This window comes from Flavobacterium sp. B114r, from assembly GCF_056824125.1.
This window is the reverse complement of sequence record NZ_CP124858.1, coordinates 2,505,068-2,527,394: the sequence shown is the minus strand read 5'-3', so window position 1 is coordinate 2,527,394 and position 22,327 is coordinate 2,505,068. Positions and strand designations below refer to the sequence as shown.

Here is a 22,327-nt window from a genome sequence, read left to right as displayed (position 1 = left end):
TAAGCATTAAAATCCCTAAGAACTTCGTGAAAAAGACTATATAAATCTCTAGAAAAGAAAGTGATTTTTGCTGCATGAATAGCTTTCATATTTATTAATTAAATTGAAATTAAATAGTCTACAGCTTTCAACAGATTAAAAAAACACTTCTTAAAATTGGATAAAGAATTCGTTACTATTATATTATTTTAAAATAAATCCTGTTAATTTTTTTTAACGAATACTATAATTATCTATGAACAAAATTTATCTAAAGCAAATTTTATTTTTGCATTATTTTAAAAGCAAAAAAACAAGTAGCGAAGACGTAGGTTGAGAAAATTTGCCTTGGGGCTTTGGCAAATGAGAACGAAAGTAGAATAAATATTTTTTTTGACTTTCTCTTTAAAAGCTCATTTTGCACGTTTTTATCATTTCGGGCAAATAAAAGGATAAATCAGAAGCTTAAAAAGCAAAAAAAAATCTTTTAAAAATTATCAGAAAAGAATATTCAAAATATAAATAAATCCATCACAAACACAAATTTTCAATGCTTTAACGATAAAATGTGAGAATAATAAATAATGAATATCAAATTTGAACAAGACACTTTTCTTAAAAAAATAGAGGCAAGTCTATATTTATATTATATTGTAGATTTTATCTGCCATGAATGATAAAAAGAGGCAAAATGAGAATAAAAAAAACTTTTATAGTACGAAGGAATCAGATTTTTTTATATAATCTGAAGGTGTTTGTCCCATTACTTTCTTAAAGGCAATAGTAAAAGTATTTCTATTATTAAAGCCACTTTTTGCAGCTATTGATTCAAGTGTTTGATTCTTATGATCATTTTCCTTTAGTAATTTCAGACAATATTCAATTCTGTAAGAATTAATAAAGTCATTAAAATTTACCTTTTCACATTCATTAATTACTGCAGAAATATATTGCATAGGAATCGAGAGCTCTTCTGACAATTGCCGCAGCGTAAATTGTGCATCTAAATAGGAATTATTTTGATCAATATGCATTTTTATCTGCAATGCAATTTCTTTCATTTTTGAATGAGATAAATATTTAGGGGTTGTGGACTGTTGTTGATTCTGATCTAAAATCAGAGGGATTAAATTACTTGTCTTTTTAGCCAAAGCGGGATTTGCATCCACTAATACAATTCCTCTGATTCCGAATAAAATTCTGGGAAATAAAAAAAGGCTAATAGCAAATAGTGCCGTAGGTCCACCCGTAAATAAAAACACAATTAATTTATCGTAAGATTCGCTTAACTCCAGGAGGTTTAATAAAGGAAAAAACAAAAAAATCTGCGACGAAACAAATACAGTAAACCACATAAGGCATATGCGATTTTCTTTTTTAAAATCTGAATTTTTAACTCTGTAAAGTCCAATTATAAAATTAACCTGAGCGATCCAATATGCAAATGCCAAAACGTACTTAAAAACAATATAAAATCCCGCACGAAAAAACCGACTTTCATAAAAAAATAAAACTTTCTTATTTAACTGTAAAGAATGCATAATACCAATTTTTTCAGCTCCTGTGAGCGAAAAGAAAGGCAAATAGTCCACTATATATATCAAGGCGGGAATGATGTATATAAAATCTCTTTTTGTTAAACCTTTATTTTTGGTAGCTGACCGCACATAAAGATAGGAAGCAGGCATACATAATAGATGGGCTATTAAACTAGTTCGGTAAACATGTGGTACATATTTTATAAGTCCTGTGTCAACTAAAAATAAAATGAAGAAAGGATAAGATAACAAAATAAAAAATATAGCAAGCAATATGTTATAACTCTTTGTTTTTAAAGAATAACCAATTAAAAGAACTGAAACTAGCATACATATAAGAATTACTACCGCTATGCAGGCAGAAAAGATAGAAATCATTTGATTTGTTTTGGAAATTTATAAGTGGCTTAAATCTCGGTGGTAGGCAAAAATAAAAAAAATATTACTTACATACTATATTACCTTTTAAAGTTTTTTTATCAATACTTATCATATTTTTTATATTCTTCATTTCAATAAACTTATTAGTAAATAGATAGTTAAACTAAAAAGTTATTTTTTTCTTGAATTGCGTTTGATTCCAATCAATTAAAAGTAAGAGTAAATAATCACGAACAACAATTTACACTGGAATTAATTCAAAATAACGATGATCAATTAAATTGAATAATTCTGCTTACCGTATCCCGAAACTACTAGTCAAACTATACCGGAAGTATATTGTCTAACTAATCAATTTTGTTACAATATTTTCAGCCAACAATAAAAAAATAAAATGGCAATGCGTATTTATACGTTTTTTACATATTCTTTTTTACTTCAATTTTAGTTCAATGATCATAATGCAAAAATTTCAATGGCAAATAAATAAATTATATGGAAGGAATACTTTTTTTGCAACAAAAAATTAAGGTGTCTTTTAATCAAATTCATCAGTATAAAGTTTTGTAACACAATCCTGGCACACATTATTTGGAGTGGATACCTTTTCTATCAAAAAAGCTAAGACGCTTTTTTAGAAATATTTCATAAGTCGAAGTTTTGTGGCAGAATCGTGACGCATAACTCTTCACATGGCACTTAATTCATTAAAATCAAACCCTTCTCTACTGAGGTTCTAATGGCAGAGCGATCTGATCTACTAAGAAAAATCTGGGATAAATTTGATTGCGACTTCAGTGCGGACGCAATTGAATCATATTACGAATAATTAATTCAGTGCATGTTATCCATAATTACCTTTGATAAATTTATTCATATTCCTTTGTAGCTGTTGGTCTAATTGACAAGTTGAAGCCGCTAAAAAAAACACTTTTTGGTAAAATAATAATCAAGTTTTATAAGTCTAATTGTGTCCGCAGTGCGGACACAATTAGACTTATAATTATTCAAAAATATTTTTGCTTTCATTTTTTTTGCTGCAGTTAATAATCAAACTATTTCAGAAATATAACCGCTTTTATCATCTTACCTTTCTTGATAACACTACCATAATATTTTTGAGAATATTTTTCACTACAATGATTTTAAATAAAAAATGTCATAACTTTAAATCTGCATACATCAAAAGACATGACAGTAAAATTAAGCGATCTAATTCTAAAAGCAATGGCTGAAAATTTTAGCAGCAGTGTTTCACTTGAAGAATTAGTAGAAATTGTAAGGCCGTATACCTTTCATATTGATAAACTGGCAGATGAAAGACCAGACGAACAGGTCCTGCAGTCAATTATTTTAGAAAACTTGATTCTGCTGCCTAGCCGCTTTAATTTACGATTATAAAAAAGCAAATCTAAATTGAAATCTTCGCCATCTATGATCATTCTTTTCTGACGCTCCACAAATATAAATCCTTTCCCAAGCTCGAGAATGAATTTTTCTAACTCATACAATATTGCCTGTTCTAAGTCCTTTTCTAAATAGCCATTCCCTAAATTTAAAAAATCCAGTAAATACGGATCTTTGAAATTATATTGTAAATTCTTATAAGAAGCGGGCATCTGTAAGTTTGCTATTTCTGTACGTTCAAAAGTTTTCGTTTCTATTTGTTTTCGCAACTCCCTTACACTCATTTATTGACTGCTAACCTGATTTGCATAAAAAATCATGGCATCATGATTTTTTATGGGTAATAATTCAATAAAATGTGACCAGCTTAATTTTTGAGAGAATGCTATCACCATTTGCTTATCTGAAAATTGTTCTGCAAAACGAAGCATTCGTCTTAATTTTTTTTCAGTAAAACTTCTGCCATATTTAGTTTCTAATTGTGCCGACAGTGTCGGCACAATTTGTTTTCCATATTCAGCACGCTTATTTTGAAGTATCGTTTCATTAATTCTAAAACCTATTTGCCAAAAAAGTAATCTCAAGATAGAATTATTCTGAACGATAACCTGCTTTTGACTTTACTCTACAAGTTGAGATAATTCATTAAGTAAATCAATGTCAATAAATGTTATATTGTTTTCTTTATCAGTCATGATGCAATTATTAACAATAAGTATCATAGAATGTTTCTTACAAAAACAAAATACTAAAACTAAATTAGCTCAGATATAAATATGTTTTCAAAATTTATTTTACGGTCACCACAATCATTTTACAATATGCGAGGATTAACATACCATGTAGACATAATTAACAGTCTCAGAAATTCGCAATACAGCATTCGCAGGCGATGCAGTGGAATGGAGTACAGATAAGGTACAAAACAGAAAGCCTGCAGATTTTCTGCAGACTTTCTTAAAATCCAGTCTTTCTGATGAATCTGTTAAGGTAATTCATCAAGTCATCTTTATATTGCGGAGTCTGAAGTTCCGCACTAAGATGTTTCTCCAGTGAAGCTCCCAGACTAAACAAAGTCTTTATGAATAATGAGTCATCTTAAAATTTCCATTGCTCTAGGAATCCCTAAAGTCTAATTTAACCCTTCGACTATATTAAACACGATAGCATTATTGTTGTTCTAGTGAACTTAAAAATTGATCTATCTCAATTTTAAAAAGACCATTTAACAAAATTAATTTCCCTTATGTTTTCAATTGTGTCCACAATGCGGACATAATTACATATATAGTTATTCTGACAGGTGTTTTCTTTCTATTCTTTACTTTGCTTCAATCAATTATGAATGATTTTTTTTCTTCAAACTGCTTTTTAGGCGGCAAATCGGTCCAGTATTCAGCTACTATTATTCCGTCTTTACTCATCTCAAGTAATTAAATCTTATAGGATCAAGGTTCCCGTATAAGGATCAATTGTTATAATTTCTTAAAAAGACAATATACCGGTGGTAATCTTAAAATTGATATATCGCTTGCTAATTTATGGTCAACGTTAAAATATCCACTTCTTATCATAATTTGCATAAAGGTGGATAAATATTATTTAACACATAATAATTATACTCTCTTCTTTTCAGCTTCATCTCACTTATCCTTGTTTATAATTACAACTTATATTTAAAATTTAATTTCTTTATGCAGTTTAAAAAATATTACCTACCAGTCCGTATTTACTCATTTGTTGTTACTTATTGATTAAATATTAACAACTTTATGAATAAAAAAATTCAAAAATTAGCTAATCAATGAGGAAAACCGTAATGTTTAAAAAAACAAAATCATTAAATTTAGCCGCTATCTTTAATAATTCTAGAGCAATTATTACGAATAAATGTAATCACTTTTTATGGTTTTATTTTGAGATAAAAGAGAGTAAAATTTAATAAAAATGCTTATGAAAAAACTTTACCTACTACTTTCCCTTTGTTTTTCCGTGATTATGTATTCTCAAGATATACTATGGGAAAAATCATATGGTGGAAAAAACTCCGATTATCTTATTGATGCTCTTCCTACAGCAGATTACGGTTTTATTTTGGCTGGAAGTTCTCTGTCAGATAAAACGGGGAATAAAACAGATACAAATCACGGAGACTTAGATTACTGGATTTGGAAAATGAATGAAAAGGGAGACCAGGACTGGCAAAAAAGTTTTGGGGGAAGTGGATTTGACATGCTGCAAAGCATTAAAAACACTAAAGATGGAGGTTTTTTCTTAGCGGGAACTTCAAGTTCTATTGGTGACTTCCAAAAAAAGGATGCTTCAAAAGGCAACACTGACTTTTGGGTTATAAAATTAAATGCGTCAGGAGAAGAACAGTGGCAAAGGACAATTGGTGGATCAGGCCAGGATGATCTTATTTGTGCTTTTCAGACTAAAGATGGTGGATACATTTTAGGAGGTTCTTCGAGTTCTAATCCTCCGGTTTCACATACAAATACAGATCCAGCTGATCCCAAAAGAGATTCATTTAGCAAATCTGAAAAAAGTAGGGGAAACATGGATTATTGGGTTGTAAAATTAAACACACAAGGCGCAATAGAATGGCAAAAAACTTATGGAGGAAAATATGCTGACTTATTAAGAAGCATGGAACAAACAAGTGATAGTGGCTATATCTTAGGAGGATATTCGAGTTCTCCTATATCTGGAGATAAAACAGACAGTAATAAAGGAATAGGTGATTACTGGATAATTAAAATAAATGGAACTGGAGCCATAGAATGGCAAAAAACTTACGGTAGTAATGGTGATGATCATTTGTATGTAATTCACCAGACAAAGGACGAAGGATATATTATCGGAGGAAATTCCAATAGTACTAAAGCACTAACTTCGCTGGGAGGAATTGTGAATAATGGTACAGATTATTGGATTCTTAAATTAGATAAGACTGGAGAAATTATCTGGACTGAGACTTATGATTTCGGGAAAATAGACATTCTAACTTCATTAGTTGAAAATAATGACCTCTCTTATTTAATTGGTGGTTATTCTAAAAATGAGACCCGCAGAACAACAAATGGGTTAACAGGTAAAGTTATGGGGTTAGTTGATAAAGATAAGGACGGACTTAATGATTTTATAGCGTTAAAAATAAATGATAAAGGAGAAGAAATTTGGCGTAAATCTGTAGGTAGTAACGGAGAAGATATTCTGCGAAAATTAATAGAAACCAGAGATGGTGGGTATTTAATGGCCGGTACTTCTAATTCCAGTTCTTCAAAAGATAAAAACTCAAATATTGGAGGTAATGACTTTTGGGTGGTTAAACTTAAAGACAAAACTAAGATAGAAAAAACCAAATCTAGTATTGAGGCTATTCCAAATCCGGTAGTGACTTACACCAATGTAATTATTGGCTACGACTTTAATGAAGGTACTGCCACTTTGGTAGATATGACTGGGAGAATATTGCAGCAACTTAAAATTAACAGCAGAACGGTACCTGTAGACTTAAGTAGATATTCAGATGGCGTCTACATTATCAATGTAAAAACAGATGTAAAAACAGAATCCGTAAAAGTAATAAAACAAATATCTGCTCATAATTAAAAGTATGTAGTTAATATAGTTATAGTTTTTTCTGTTGTAATATCTTTCTTTAAATCATAACCATATAATTCATTCCTATGATCCCGTATACTTTCCCACATAAAATAATCACTTTATTCACATTATTATTTTGTTTTTCTTTAGCCGGACAAATCCAGGTTTCTGTGCAAAATGCCTCAAATCCTACAAGAGATTTACTAAACATCTCCCCCAATGCTTCCACATTAGGTACTTTTGGAAATATTCCTACGGGAAATTTTACTGGAATTCCGTCTATAGATATTCCATTATATAACGTTGCTTATAAAAGTTTAAATCTCCCTGTTTCCTTAATGTATCACAACGCAGTTGGAAATAAGCCTGATGTAATTCCTGGATCAGTAGGACTTGGCTGGCTACTTAATGCGGGGGGATCTATTACAAGAGTAGAAAATAATAATTTTTATGATCCAAATCAAGCAGGTGAACTTACTTTTAACCCCACATCTGAACCTGATTGGGATTCAGACCTTAAACTGAGTGGACATTTAAATCGTGAAATACTTTTGACTGACATCAACAATCCTATAAAAAGAGATTTCTTCTCGTTTAGTTTTAACGGTCTATCAGGAGATATTTATATGGATCATAATTCAAAATTTAAAATCAGATGTAATGAAGGAGTACATTTTGACATTGAAGTGGAATTATTTCAACCAAATAGCAATAAAAGGTTTATGTTGCCTAGTTTAGAAAACCTTCAGGCTCCTCCCTATTATCCATATCCTTATTATGTAGGTCCATATACCAATTACGTTACAATAAATTCAATTTCTTTTTTATACAAAATGACCTTAACAGATACCTATGGTGTGAAGTATATTTTCGGAGGAACAGACGAATCAATTGAATTTAGCCGTCCTGGTCATGCTATAGCTTATGATGCATTAACAATTGCACCTAAAGCAGTTGTATGGAATCTTACTGCAATTAAAGCCCCAAATGGAGATGAGATCAAACTGGAGTACAAAAGAGGTCAGGTAATTACCTCTTCTAAAAGATACAGCAAAATTCAGCAAGGTGTATGGGAACTGACTGCTAATGGTAAAAAAGTATATCAGGCAATAAATAAAAATGAAACTTTAAATGGAGAATATGGTTTTTTAGTAAATCCCAGTTATCTAACTAAAATAAGTACCCCTATGGAGACAATTACTTTTAATAATACTGTTACAAATCAGCTTTTGTATGGTCCATCGCGATTTGATACAGAAATGTTTGAATATGGGAATGTAAATTATCATTGGAATTTAGATGTAGCAAATGCAAGAGTAAAAAATTTCTTTCCTGAAAAACTCGTTGATATCATTGTAAAAGACAAAATGGGAGATCTTTACAAAAAAATTGACTTTTCCTATCTGGAAAATAATACAAGATTAAAATTAAGCGAGGTTTTGATTTCGGGACAAAGTCTTTTAGCAGAAAAACAAAGCTACAAATTTGAATATAATCCTACTCCACTCCCGGATTATAATTCATACAAAACTGATCATTATGGCTACTATAATGGAAGTAACACCTACATTCCCAATTTAACTACCAGTGACTATGGTATTCTGCTAAATTTTAAAAATAACTCCAGCGAACAACAAAATTATTATAATTCAAGAGAGCCAAATTTCGCATATTCGACTGCTGAAATATTAACAAAAATAATCTATCCTACAAAAGGGTACACAAAATTTGAATACGAACAAAACGATTATGGTACTGTGGCAAAAAAGTGGCCTTTTGAGAATATAATTAATACTGGAAACCAAAATATTAAAACTGGAGGGTTGCGAATAAAAAAAATAGCTAATTTTGATTACAACAATCAAAAACTAACTTCAAAAGAATTTTATTACCTGAAAGATTACCAAAAAAATGGTACTCTCTCAAGCGGTGTATGCTCGCACAAACCAACCTATTTTGATGTAATAAAAGGAACCGCAACAAGCGTTATTCGAACTGGAACTACTTCCTGGTACGCTCCAGATTATAATAATTTAGATTACTTTCATTTCAGTACCGAAGATATTTTCCCTATGGGTAGATTAGACGGCAGCCCTATAACTTATTCCGAAGTAACTGAACTTAGTGAAGATGGAAGTTATATAGTTTATAAATATAAAAACCATGACAATGGTTTTCAGGATAAACCACTGGTAAATTACAAAACTGATCATCCCGATACCTTTGTTGATGAGAATGGTGCAAAAAAAAGATTCTGGACAAATACCGATATAATTAGTATGAATCTTGAACGTGGGCAAATACTATCGGAGTCCTATTATACCCCAGGGAAAAGCGTGTCTAAAAAAAGTGTCAAAGAAATAATTTATGAATATAATGATGATAACAATAGGTTTAATGATAACATCAGGGTACTAAAGAGATATGCTAATCCTGTTTATGATTTAACATCAGGTAATATTCGTTCCATGTGTTACACGGCGGGTTTAATATATACTTATTTTCCATACTTAAAAAAAACAACTGTAACAGAATCATTCGCCGATAATAATGTTATAACAACAACAAATTTTAAGTATGATAACAATTACAGATATGTTAGAGAAATTGAAAAATTAGCTGGTGAGAATATAATCAAACAAATAAACAGATACCCCGGTGATTTTGCTGTTTCTGCGTCCGATGTTTATAGTAATATGATTGAAAGCCATATTACTGGTGTAATTATAGAATCCGAAACAAAAAAAAATGATACAAGAATTACATTATCTCACACCGATTTTATAAAAAATCCGTCCAACCAAAATCAGTTTGTGCCCAAATATCAATTTACACAATTCAGAGAAGGTGCATTGGAAAAAAAAATGTCTTATGATCAATATGACGAAAAAGGAAATATTCTGCAATACACCCTTGAGAGTGGAACTCCTGTATGTATTGTTTGGGGGTACAATAAAACACGACCTATCGCCAAAATTGAAAATGCATCATACAGCGAAGTTTCTCCTTATGTAAACAACTTACAAACTATTTCAGATACAGGTACTGAGCTTAGTTTATTGGAAGCTTTAAAAACTCTTCGAAATGCCCCAGTCTTTTCAGCTGCAATTGTGAGCACTTATACCTATATACCTATGGTAGGGCTTAGTTCTGTTACCGACACTAAAGGATTTACAATGACCTATAAATACGATAATTTTGGAAGGCTTCAGTTTGTAAAGGATTCAGAAGGAAACATCTTGAGTGAGAACGAATATCATTATAAAAAATAGAACGGAAACGACATGAAAAAATATATCTTCTTTTTTGTTTTATTTTCATCTTTTGGTCTTGCACAACCAAGTGCAGATAGATATAAAGATGAATCTTTCAAATATACATTAGACAATTACCCTAATTTTTATCAGGAACTCATTCTTTCTGATATAATTTTCACAGGCTTTGACGATCCAACGAGTACCCAATCAATTGGTAGTATATCAATAAACAATAATATTTTAAGTCTTAATATTAGTAAAACGTGGCCACAACAAGCATTTAAAGTTGGAATAATAAAACATCTTGATGTCTATCCTATTTTACCCAATGTAGACCTTGGTCCTATCCTTAATTATGGTGGAGCTGGTCAGACAGGTTATAATGCTAGGATTGAAAATAATGATATCATTATCTACTCTTCTTACTTTGTCGACAATCTGAGTACTGCTACACCTATAACTTTATCCTCTTATATTGAGGATAATGAATTTCCTTTTTTTGGAATCAATGGCTCTGGGAATGTTTCTATAAATCAGAATAAATTATCGTTTAATTATAATATTGAACTGTGGTCTTTAGATCCAAATCCTTCAGGAATTATCTTCACATTTCCTGAGCGGGTTGATCGCGGAAATTATTATTACTACTTTAATATACCCAATACTGAGTTAGGAATTCTGCAAAATAATGGTAGAAATACAGTTTATAAAGGAAAAGTAGAAAATAACCAATTGGTTATTTACAGTACTGAAAATCTTCCTGGAATCCCAACAGGTTGTTCGTTAAATTTTGCTTACGACTTAAATACACATACAGCGCCAATGTGGTATAAAGATGCAGACCACGATGGCTACGGTTCGCCCTATGATACTGCTTCAGGAACCGCAACGCCTCCGGCGGGTTATGTGTCCAACAATACTGATTGCGACGATTCAAATGCCGCAATCAACCCTGAATCAATTTGGTACAGGGATCAGGATGGAGATAGTTATGGATCTGTCAATCATCCAACTATAACTGGTTGTTTGAAACCTTACGGTTATGTCTTAAGAGGCAGCGATTGCAATGACGATGATACTACTATCAGTCCAGAAACTGTATGGTTTAAAAACAGTAATAATCCTAACATCTATTATCCTGAGATAACCAGCTGCATCCAGCCTCCCGGCTACACTGATCATTATGGTCCGGTCGGAACAGGACCCGGCTCATTACCAGGTGAATGTATTGATCCTAACGGTATGATTTCTAATCCTGAAACAGTTTGGTATTATGATGGTGATTCAGATGGGTATGGAACTAATTCAAATACAGTAAAAGGATGCATACAACCGCTTAATTATGTCTCTAATAATCTGGACTGCAATGATAATGATAGTTCATTAAAACCAAGTACGATCTGGTATCAGGATCAGGATGGTGATGGTTTTGGATCCCCAGCCTCAACCGCTAGTGGATGTTTGCAACCGTCGGGTTATGTTAGAAATGCACTTGATTATGATGATGGCACCAGTTTTATTATTAATATAGCGCCTCAATATTTTTTTTACGATGCTGATGGAGACGGATTTGGAAATCCAAATTTAAGTGTATATTACAGTATACAGCCAGCCAATTATGTATTGAATAACACCGATTGCAATGACTCGGATCAGACTCTTAACCCCAATACAATTTGGTATCTTGATGCGGATGGCGATGGATATGGTACAATTACAATTTCTACAAAAAATTGCACTCAGCCAACGGGATATGTTCGTAATTCAAGTGATTATGATGACAACACGAATCTCATTACCAATATAGCTCCACAATTTTTTTATCAGGATGCAGATGGCGACGGATTCGGAAATCCAAATTCAAGTGTATACTACAGTGTACAGCCGGCCAATTATGTAACCAATAATTATGATTGTGACGATACCAACATAGCTTTGAACCCTAATACAATATGGTATAGTGATGCTGACGGTGATAGCTATGGATCAAGCACAATATCTGTAAGAAGCTGTAACCAACCCATTGGTTATGTTCTCAATTCAAGTGATTATGATGATTCTACCACTAATATTAATAACATAGCACCACAAATTTTTTATCAGGATTCTGATGGTGACGGCTTTGGGAATCCCAATGTTAGTCTTTACTATAGTGCTCAACCTGCTAATTATGTAACTAATAATTCTGACTACGATGACACAACAACTAACATTACAAATATCGCTCCGCAGACATTTTATTTAGATAATGACGGTGATGGCTATGGAAATCCAAATATCAGCGTTTATTACAGTGTTCGGCCTGCAAAGTATGTTACCAATAACTTCGACTACGATGATACGACGACTAACATAACCAATATCGCTCCTCAGACTTTTTATTATGATGAAGATGGAGATGGTTATGGTAATCCAAATTTAAGCGTTTATTATAGTATAAAACCTTCAAATTATGTAACTAATAATACAGATTGCAATGATAGTGATATTGCTGTAAATCCAAATACAAAATGGTATCTTGATGCTGATGGCGATAGCTATGGATCAAGCACCGTATTCGTGGCTAGCTGTACCCAACCCCTTGGTTATGTAATGAATTCAAGTGACTATGATGATTCAACAACTAATATTAACAATATAGCACCACAATTTTTTTATCAGGATTCTGATGGTGATGGATTTGGAAATCCAAATGCTAGTGTTTATTATAGTACTCAACCTGCTAATTATGTAGGCAATAATTCGGACTATGATGACACAACAACTAATATTACAAATATCGCACCACAGACATTTTATTTAGATAATGACGGTGATGGCTATGGAAATCCAAATATCAGTGTTCATTACAGTGTTCAACCTATAAATTATGTTACCAATAAATCTGACTACGATGATACTACAACTAACATAACCAATATCGCTCCTCAAAGGTTTTATCATGATGGAGATGGGGATGGTTTTGGTAACCCAGATTCAAGCGTTTATTATAGTGTAAAACCTTTAAATTATGTAACTAATAATACAGACTGCAATGATAATGATATTGCTATCAATCCAAATACTAAATGGTACGCTGACAATGATTTAGACGGCTTTGGTGATCCTGCAAATTACCTGCAACAATGTACATCTCCAAGCGAAAAGCATGTATTAAATAATAGCGATAATTGTCCACTTGTAGCTGGGACAAGTACTGACTGTGAAAGTTTAGCAAATCCGCTATTAAGCCAAAACTATATAATTACTAAAATATATAAAAAACCCACAAAAAGTGTTTTTACATCTCCAACACCAGACCAAGCAAACACTAATATTACGTACTTTGATGGAATTGGAAGACCAATACAACAGGTCTCCCAACAACAATCTGCATCAGGAACAGATATTGTAACACATATCGATTATGATATTCTTGGTAGACTAGAAAAAAACTATTTGCCTTATGTTGCAACGTCTACCAATATGGAATTTCAGGAGGATGCGGCTGCTAAAACAATAGAATTTTACAATGTAGAAAAGTACGGGAATACTTCTAAGCCTTTTTCTCAAAAAAGATACGAAACGTCACCGCTTGGCAAAATTTTAAAACAATCTGCTCCTGGGGTTCCTTGGGAGATGGATAGTGGTCATGAAATCAAAATGGATTACCAGACCAATAATGAATCGGATGAAGTGAGACATTTTAAAGCAACTTCTACCTGGGACGAAAACTTAGGTTTATATGACATATCCTTTGCCGATCAGGGACATTATGATGAAAATGAATTATACAAAACAATATTCTATGATGAAAATACGCTAGCCGATCCTGTGGAATCCTCAGGTTCAAGTATTGAATTCAAAAACAAGGAAGGCAATATAGTTTTAAAGCGAACTTACGAGTCAGGAACCAAACATGATACGTACTATGTTTACGACATAGCAGGAAATTTAACTTACATTATACCTCCAAAAGCCGATGGAGAAATTAATGATGAAGTTAGAAAGAATCTATGCTATCAATATAAATATGATTATCGTAACCGTCTAGTTGAAAAGAAATTACCTGGAAAACAATGGTATTTTATTGTATATGATAAACTAGATAGGCTTGTGGCGACAGGACCGGCATTTTCCCCTTTTAAAGAAGATGCTTCGGTGGGATGGTTAATAACAAAATATGATATTTATGATCGTCCAATCTATACAGGATGGATCAATCAAAGTGTAAATTCTTCAACTAGAAAATCATTACAAAACATTCAAAACAGTACAACGTTATTATATGAAAGTAAAACAAACTCAGGTACTATTGATGAGATTCCTGCTTATTATACTAATGCAAATGAGCCAACAAATTTTAAATTACTAACAGTCAATTATTACGATAATTATGATTTTCCTAATGCACCTGACTTGCCCTCTCTTGTGCTTGAGGATACTGTTTTAATCAACACGAAAGGCTTATCTACTGGAAAATGGACAAGGGTATTGACTAGTTTATCTGAAAAATTTGGAGAAACCACTACCATAGTATACGATGATAAGGGAAGATTAATAAGAAACCACAATCAAAATTATTTAGGAGGTTATACCTACCTTGATAATAAACTTGACTTTGCAGGTAAATTAGTTTATAACATAAAAACGCATAAATATACTCCTGAGGTAAATGCAATAAAAATTAAAGAAGATTTTATTTATTCTCAGCAAGATAGGTTATTAACACAAACACACCAGATAAACGATGGTCCAATAGAACTTTTAGCTCATAATGAATACAGTGATCTCGGGCAACTGATTTGGAAAATAACTGGTCAAAATACAAATAACCCTCTGCAAAAAATTGATTTCTTATATAATGTTAGAGGCTGGCTTACAGATATAAACAAAGTTTCTGATTTACAACAAGATACCGATCCAGAAGATCTTTTTGCATTTAAGTTAAATTATACTAATGAACCAGAAAATGCTCAAATTAAAGCTCTCTATAATGGTAATATTGCGCAAACCTTTTGGAAAACAGGATCTGACAATCTAGAGCGTGGTTATGGATATCAATATGATAAACTAAATAGATTAACAAATGCTGTGTATGAGAAAAATGGATTAGTTACCAATGCTTACGGAGAAACTTTAACATATGACAAGAATGGGAATATTGAGTCCTTAATTAGAAATGGTGTTATAGATCCTCAATTGGAGCCTTTGGAAATTGATCATTTAACATATAACTATTTAACCAATTCAAACCAACTTATAAAAGTAACTGACGGTCCATCTGGCAATGATAATCAAGGATTTATTGATACTAATAAAATTGGTGACGATTTTGGATATGATGATAACGGTAATTTAACAAGTGATAAAAATAAAAACATTACTGAAATTCAATACAATCATCTTAATCTACCTAAAAAAATACTTTTTGGTTCAACTGGTAGTATTGACTATATTTACAACGCAGTTGGTCACAAGTTGGAAAAAAAAGTTGTTGAGCAAGCTTCTACAATTACTACCAACTATTCGGAAGAATTTCAATACAAAGACAATGTTCTTCGTTTTTTTCCCACGTCAGAAGGATATGTTAGTAGTACTAATAATGTTTTTTCATATGTTTTTCAATATAAAGATCATGTAGGAAATATACGATTAAGCTATACTAAAAATCCAACGACACAGGATATTGAAATTATTGAAGAAAATAATTACTATCCGTACGGATTAAAACACACTGGATACAGCCCTTCAAATGAAATTGAAAACAATGAAGGATTAAAGTATAAGTTTAATGGGAAGGAAATCCAAGAAGAGCTAGGTCTTAATGTAACTGCAATGGATTTCAGAATGTATGACAATACATTAGGACGATTTTATGGAATTGATGCACTAGCTGAAACAACCCCTTCAATGACCCCAAACCATTTTGGATATAATAATCCAATATATTGGGCAGATCCTTCCGGTTTAATTTCTGCTTCATTTGCTCAATCATTATGGGATAATAGTCCAAGTGGTCAAAATACTTTGTGGGAAAATGACGGCGGTGGTACATTTTCCAATGCAAATGGAAGTGGAATGGTAGACTCCACAACTGGTGAATACACTCCTTTTGAAAGTTTAAAGGCTGTTAACGTTGGGTATAAAGTATCAACCCAAAGTTATGTAGGAAATCTGGACGGCATAATGTCAAGTCGATTGTACTCTACTGGAAGATATTATGAAGGTTGGAGAAGTCGCTTTAGAACTAAACAGATGGATGATCTTCAAGAAAGTTTAGACGGATTAGGTGCTGCTGACCCTTCCGGAATAGTTGATGGTATAAATGCTATTGGATATTTGTTAAGAGGTCAGACAGGTAATGCTGCCATTGCAGCAATTAGTATAATTCCTTACATAGGTGATGCCGCCAAAGGAGCTAAATACGCTAAAGGTACAATTACTGCAGGTGAATACTTAAGAATCGAAAATGCGGCTACAAGAATAGGGAAACCAATAATTCTTGTTGGTAGCCGTGCAACTCCAGGTAGAGTTGCTAACGGAATGAATACTTTAAAAGGTACTATAGCTGATTGGGATTATCTAATTGAAGGAGGGCTTAATAGCAAACAATGGCATCAAATCAAGAATTCACTTCCTGGCCAAAAATCATCAATAGATAATATCAAACGTGATGTTGACCTTTTCATAAATGCATTACAAACGGAAAAGCCTCATATCATTATTAATCCACGTATAAAATAGAAATTAATGGAAATAGAAAAAGAAATATTAATAAATAAATATGCACAAAGTGTTATTGACATTGAAGATTTAATACTTATTTTTAATTCATTTAATTTAAATGAGAAAAGACGATTTTTATACGAGCTACTTTTTTTTATCCTACAATCTAAAGCAAGTGATGAAGACATTGTACCTGCTATAGTACAAAGCGGTTTAAAAAACACCTATACACCTTGCGTATTAATAAAAAAAGGTGTAGCAACAAACAATTTAAAAAGACTTACAGAACTTCCGGAAAACGAACTTAATAAATCATTGATACTACTTTTAAATCTGTTTAAAATAGCTTATCAGAAAAGATTTGAAGCGGAAAAAATTGATGTTTATAAATGGTGGTACTGGGACTTGTCTGATGATAAAAAAGTTGAAACTATTTTAAAAAAATATAAATAAAAAAGATTAAACAACCTAATAAAGATAGGCAGATTGTATGTCACTTTCTCATTACTATTATTTTGGAGTTGATACCTTTTTTTACCACAAAAAGTTAAGGCGGTTTTTAAAGATATTTCAACTGTCTAACTTTTGTGGCAGAATCATGGTATAAATACTTTTAAAATGAAAAAATCAGACAACACAGTACTTAAATAAATTAGGCTGATTATTTATAAAGAAACTTTTAAATTTTATTGAGGATTTCATTTACTTAAGCTTCATATCTACTTTTCTTTATAAATAGTATCAAAAAAATTTCTGCAATCGAAAAAACATCTTATATTTGCACCCGCAATGAGAAAATGATTGCGTCTTACTGGAGGAATGGCAGAGCGGTCGAATGCGGCAGTCTTGAAAACTGTTGACTGTAACAGGTCCGGGGGTTCGAATCCCTCTTCCTCCGCTGAAGGCTTAAAAAGTCTAGTATATATAGACTTATTGAAAAGGCCTTAAAAATTAGTAACCCTGCAAATCATTAGATCTGCAGGGTTTTTTCTTTTAAACTCTTTGCAGATTTATAATCTGAAGTTTTGTGGCACATTCGTGGCGCATTCGGAAGTGAGCGTACCTGCGCCACAAATATTACGCTTTCCAAATTTTGTGGCAGAATCGTGACATAGCCAAAAATGCAAATTAAAAGTGATTAAAGCCAGATAGACATTTCAATTTTAAATTATAAATTGAAAGGTTTTGGCATGTACGGAGTATTCTCTAAGGAGAATGATACACTTATTGGATACTGCGGTTTGATTTTATCGTCAGATATCAATGATTATGAATTAATTTATGCTTTAGATAAGCAATATTGGGGAAAAGGTTTAGCAACAGAAATAGCAAATGCTATAGTCAAATATGGTTTTGAAAAATTAAAAATTAAAACGATTTTTGCATCAATAGATCCTGCTAATAGAGTTTCCGAAATAGTACTTTTGAAAATTGGCTTTTTAGAAAAATTCAGAAGAGAAGATGAGTTTGGACTTGAAACAATATATTTTAATCTTGACCAAGTGTAAGTAACCTACTCCTATCGTATTCCAGCTTGCAAAATATGTCGATTAAACTAAAATTGTTTTATCATTTTAGAATTAAAATGCTATTTGAATAATTTAGATGCAAACTGATTCAGACATCTGCGCCATGTAAGCCATTCATGAGCAGTTTCAGGTGATTCGTAATATTCATACTTAATTCCTTGTTGCTCCAGCATTGCTCGAAATGCTCCAACTGATCCAGGAAAAGGAATAGGCTCTTTAGTGCCTAAACCCAGCCAAAAAAGCTTAATTTTTTTATTCAGTGCATTGCCTTCTTTATATTTCCCATCTAAAAAGGTAGAAACGTTAATGACATCTGTACTGGGATAATTTGCCGTACCGCTAAATCCGCCGTAGTATGAAAAAGTATCAAGATGATTCATCATAATTCTCATGGTCTGATTGGCACCCATCGAAAGACCCGCAATGGCCCTGCTCTCCCGTTTAGATATAGTACGGAACTTAGCATCAATCATTGGAATAACTTCTGTAATAAGCACCTCTTCAAAGACAGATTCTTCTCGTCCCTCTTTGACTTTATTACTTTGAGATTTATAGGCATAACCATTGTCCATCACAATGATCATTGGTATCGCTTGCTTTAAGGCAAGCAAATTATCTTAAATTTGCTCTACCTTGAGTAGTCCAGCCTGTTTCGTTCTCAAAACTTCCGTGCTGCAGATAAAGTACAGGATAGCGTGTTTTTTCATTCTCATTATAACCTGCAGGAGTATATATAAGGCAACGTCTGTGAGAATTAGTCAGTTTTGAGAAGTAAATATTTTCGCTTACAAGACCATGGGGCACGTTTTTCAAAGCAAAAAAATCCTGATCTGATGACGGAATTTCTATACCGCTGCCCAGTCTCCCTGCGCCGTAGAAATAAAGGCTTCCCGGGTCAGGAACCGAAGCTCCATCAATATTCAGCTGATAGTAATGGAAACCTTCGTCCTGAGGATTGGATTCTCCAATCCATATCCCATTACTGTCTTTTTGCATATCATATTTTACACCTCCAATATCAAGCTGCACGCTGTGTGCAATTGGTGCCAGAATACTTGTACGTATACGTCTCTGCGAATTAACCTGAGGAAATTTTTTTTCTGGCTGATTGACAGATGAAGGTTTAAAATCTTCAACAACAATCTGTTTTTCCTGACTCCATGCGGCCTGAGCAGATAAGCTGAAAATTATAATAACTGTACTAAGAAATAATTTCATATGATTTTTTTTAGTTTATCCCTTTTTTTGTGCTAAGTCATTTGCTGCATTTGCGAGAAAAATATACCATGCACCACCATCTATGATACACTCATTTTCTCCCCAAAAAAATGGCCAGTCATCCTTGTTCTCTAAATAGTCCGGTTTTAGAAAAATAAGCCCCGGAACTACTCCTCCTGCTATTGTTGTAAAATCAGCCCGATTACTTCCATAAGCTACTTTTTTGGATCTGTTTCCTACCGCATTTACAAAAGATAAATTAGAATAAGGATGGCATCCAAAAATATAGTTCAATCCCTGGTAAACATATTCTTTGTCCATGATATCCGGATAACTTTTATGAATATAATAATTGCTAATTGCCCAATTAATAACCTGTGAACTACCTCCCCATCCTCTGAGTGCAATAGGAACATTATAAGGATTTGCAGTATTTTCCATATCAGTTTTACTCTTATAATTAAGCACATAAGCGCGTAATTTTATTCTATACTGATCATTCATAGATGGCAAAGCCAATAGGGCTGAATTAATATTAACTTCCAAATTTTCATCCAGCAATTTCCAAATTTTATCTAAAAAACCCATTTTATATTGCTCATTATTTGTACTTAAGTACAATTGAAGCATGGCAATCATATCACTACCTCTGCCCCTTTTTGACATTGGCCCCTCATCAGGTTTTCCTTCTTTTTCTAAAGCAGTTGCTTCTCTCATTAACTTTTCAGCAATAAACAGACACTTTACAGAGAGTTTATCATTATACCCTTTTAATGCCCTGCTTGCGGCAGCTAGTGCTCCTGCAGTCCTATAATCTAAAAATGAACTTCGGTTTGTAAATGCCCATCTGTCATCAAGTGTTCCACTTGAACCTCCATTAGATTCATATGGCTTAAGAGATGCGTTATAGGGCAGATTATCTGTTTCAGTAGAGGCATCACCAAGATGATGATACTGATGCAGGTTGGGCACCACTATGCCTCTTACCGGATGGCCAATATTTTCAACTTGTGCCACAAGGTTTAATACCCCATGCTCAATTTGCTGTAATAAATCGGGTTGGCCATCAGGGCGATGGATGTCTACAAATTGCGTCTTTTGATCGATATAAGTTTCGTCCCTGTTTACTTTGAATGCTTCCCATGATTCTACAAAACTATTGATAACACTAACATGAGAAAAAGTTTGTATATCAAAATCCCCTGCATCAAACCAGCCCCCTACTGCCATTCCCGGAATACGCTCTAATGGCTTATATTTAGTATCTGTAGTTGGGCCTTGCTTATAGCCATCAAAATGATCGTGATTTAGTGGTGCCTGAAGACAATCATCTAAAAAAGGTTTTCCATGCCAAACCCGGTACGCCTCGTTTACTTCCATATGGTCCATTTGCACAGGAAACCATACATCCATGGTGGGATGCCATGTCTTTGAATAAATATCATCCTCAATTTGAAAAGTATTTGTTTTTTGGTCTCCATATTGAATGTAATAAAGCCCCTTTTCTTTTACAGTACTAAAATCAAATTTTGCATAACTATATCTAAGATAATTTCCCCAAACTTTGACATCAGCTTTTAGTTTCTCTATAAATTTTCCATCATCACCAAGTTTAAAAACCGATGCACTACCTAAAGCCTTATCGTTTATATCAAGCTCAATAACAGCAACTTTCTTTTGGCTTGGCATGTAGCCTACTTGCGAAAATCCTATTATGGGTTCTCTTGTCCAACTCGGGATGACATTTGGCTCTACATACCAGGTGAGCACTTTTCCTTTTTTGTTGGCAGGAAGAATACTGCGGGCTATAAACCATCCGTTCTGCCCCAAATTTCTTCCATCGAAGAGCATTACATCCTGATCTTCAGAGTAAATATTTACAGTACGCTCAGGGTTTTCAGGTGCCAGGATCAAATTTTTACCAGATTCCAGAGGCAGGGCAACTATAAATTCATTTTTTCCGCGATCATCAAATGTATTGTGCCCTGCAAACTGTGGTATTTTTTGAGAAGAAGGCCAAACTTGAGTGTTGCCAGAAGGATATCTGGGAAATGTTCCGGCTTTTCCATCAACCAAATAATTACTTTCGAAATAAGAAGTTGGTAAAAATTCCAAATTAAACCCGGCCCGGCCTTCTAACTGTTTTGGAACTGGTTTATCCAACATAACATTTATTACAAAACCTTTTCCCTGTGGCGTAACTATAATTTTGGAATCAAAGTCAAAATCTTCATATCTGAGTGTGACTTCAATAGAATTGATAGCCCTGTTGACTTTTCGACTGATCATTTTAGGAATTAAATCCCATTGTTCCGGTGTGTTTTGAAGCCTTATTGCACCGCCAGTTACCGTTCTTACACCGTGATGAATAAACTCTATTCCTGCTGCTTTTTCGTCAAAAAACATTCCATTGTATTCATTATTAAAAACCCATATATTCAGACCCAACGTTTCAAAATACTCTTTTTCATTTAACAGCAAATTTTGAGAAAAAGAATTGTTTGCCAGATTAAATAAACAAAGAAATATAATTACTTTTTTTAATGAAATTCTATTGAAAATAACCGTTGAAATGCTAGTAAGTTTGCGCATAATTATATATTTAATGTTGCAACCCAGCAACAAGTACCTGGACTGATGAACTTTTTATTTGTCATGTTTTAGGTTAAATTCAATTCACCGCCAGATACTGTATATTAAA

General features: G+C 32.9%; 11 protein-coding genes, 1 tRNA gene and 1 pseudogene. 7 read left to right on the top strand and 6 right to left on the bottom strand.

What is annotated here, in order from left to right; translation table 11 throughout:
* Positions 1-689: 689 nt before the first annotated feature.
* Entirely contained in the window at positions 690-1,895 is a 1,206-nt protein-coding gene (locus tag QLQ94_RS10845; protein ID WP_482499745.1) for a helix-turn-helix domain-containing protein, read from the bottom strand.
* Between the two features lie 1,194 nt (positions 1,896-3,089).
* Here QLQ94_RS10845 and QLQ94_RS10840 point away from each other — a divergent pair.
* Entirely contained in the window at positions 3,090-3,299 is a 210-nt protein-coding gene (locus QLQ94_RS10840) for a hypothetical protein (RefSeq protein ID WP_482500008.1), read from the top strand.
* Between the two features lie 41 nt (positions 3,300-3,340).
* Here the strand turns inward: QLQ94_RS10840 and QLQ94_RS10835 are convergent.
* Positions 3,341-3,517 (bottom strand): annotated as a pseudogene (locus QLQ94_RS10835) (PDDEXK nuclease domain-containing protein); the annotation flags it as partial.
* Positions 3,518-3,589: 72 nt separating this feature from the next.
* Positions 3,590-3,910 carry a DUF1016 N-terminal domain-containing protein gene (locus tag QLQ94_RS10830; protein ID WP_482499965.1) on the bottom strand — a complete coding sequence of 107 codons (321 nt, stop codon included), beginning with the start codon at positions 3,908-3,910 and terminating at the stop codon, positions 3,590-3,592.
* A gap of 1,348 nt (positions 3,911-5,258) precedes the next feature.
* On the opposite strand from QLQ94_RS10830, the gene QLQ94_RS10825 reads away from it, so the two are divergent.
* The 6 genes from QLQ94_RS10825 to QLQ94_RS10800 all read left to right on the top strand — a co-directional run bounded on the left by QLQ94_RS10825 (position 5,259) and on the right by QLQ94_RS10800 (position 18,387).
* Positions 5,259-6,920 (top strand): T9SS type A sorting domain-containing protein, encoded by a 1,662-nt coding sequence (locus QLQ94_RS10825; RefSeq protein WP_482499743.1) that lies wholly within the window; start codon positions 5,259-5,261, stop codon positions 6,918-6,920.
* 77 nt (positions 6,921-6,997) lie between these two features.
* Positions 6,998-10,186, top strand: coding sequence for a hypothetical protein (locus tag QLQ94_RS10820; RefSeq protein WP_482499742.1), 3,189 nt, complete (start codon positions 6,998-7,000; stop codon positions 10,184-10,186).
* 12 nt (positions 10,187-10,198) lie between these two features.
* Complete coding sequence (locus tag QLQ94_RS10815) at positions 10,199-16,897, top strand: DUF6443 domain-containing protein (RefSeq protein ID WP_482499740.1); 6,699 nt, start codon at positions 10,199-10,201, stop codon at positions 16,895-16,897.
* A gap of 6 nt (positions 16,898-16,903) precedes the next feature.
* Entirely contained in the window at positions 16,904-17,332 is a 429-nt protein-coding gene (locus QLQ94_RS10810) for a DUF5958 family protein (RefSeq protein WP_482499738.1), read from the top strand.
* Between the two features lie 360 nt (positions 17,333-17,692).
* Positions 17,693-17,777, top strand: a tRNA-Ser gene (locus QLQ94_RS10805).
* A gap of 277 nt (positions 17,778-18,054) precedes the next feature.
* Positions 18,055-18,387 (top strand): GNAT family N-acetyltransferase, encoded by a 333-nt coding sequence (locus QLQ94_RS10800; protein ID WP_271336442.1) that lies wholly within the window; start codon positions 18,055-18,057, stop codon positions 18,385-18,387.
* A gap of 80 nt (positions 18,388-18,467) precedes the next feature.
* On the opposite strand, the gene QLQ94_RS10795 is transcribed toward QLQ94_RS10800, so the two are convergent.
* Genes QLQ94_RS10795 through QLQ94_RS10785 form a run of 3 tightly spaced genes read right to left on the bottom strand, consistent with a single transcriptional unit; the run spans position 18,468 to position 22,218 of the window.
* A complete protein-coding gene (locus QLQ94_RS10795; protein WP_482499736.1) occupies positions 18,468-18,992 on the bottom strand; it encodes an alpha/beta hydrolase in 525 nt (174 codons plus the stop codon).
* A 28-nt stretch (positions 18,993-19,020) separates the two neighbouring features.
* Complete coding sequence (locus QLQ94_RS10790; RefSeq protein WP_482499734.1) at positions 19,021-19,626, bottom strand: hypothetical protein; 606 nt, start codon at positions 19,624-19,626, stop codon at positions 19,021-19,023.
* Between the two features lie 15 nt (positions 19,627-19,641).
* Positions 19,642-22,218: a glycoside hydrolase family 9 protein gene (locus tag QLQ94_RS10785; RefSeq protein WP_482499732.1), complete on the bottom strand. Its 2,577-nt coding sequence runs from the start codon at positions 22,216-22,218 to the stop codon at positions 19,642-19,644.
* Positions 22,219-22,327 lie beyond the last annotated feature (109 nt).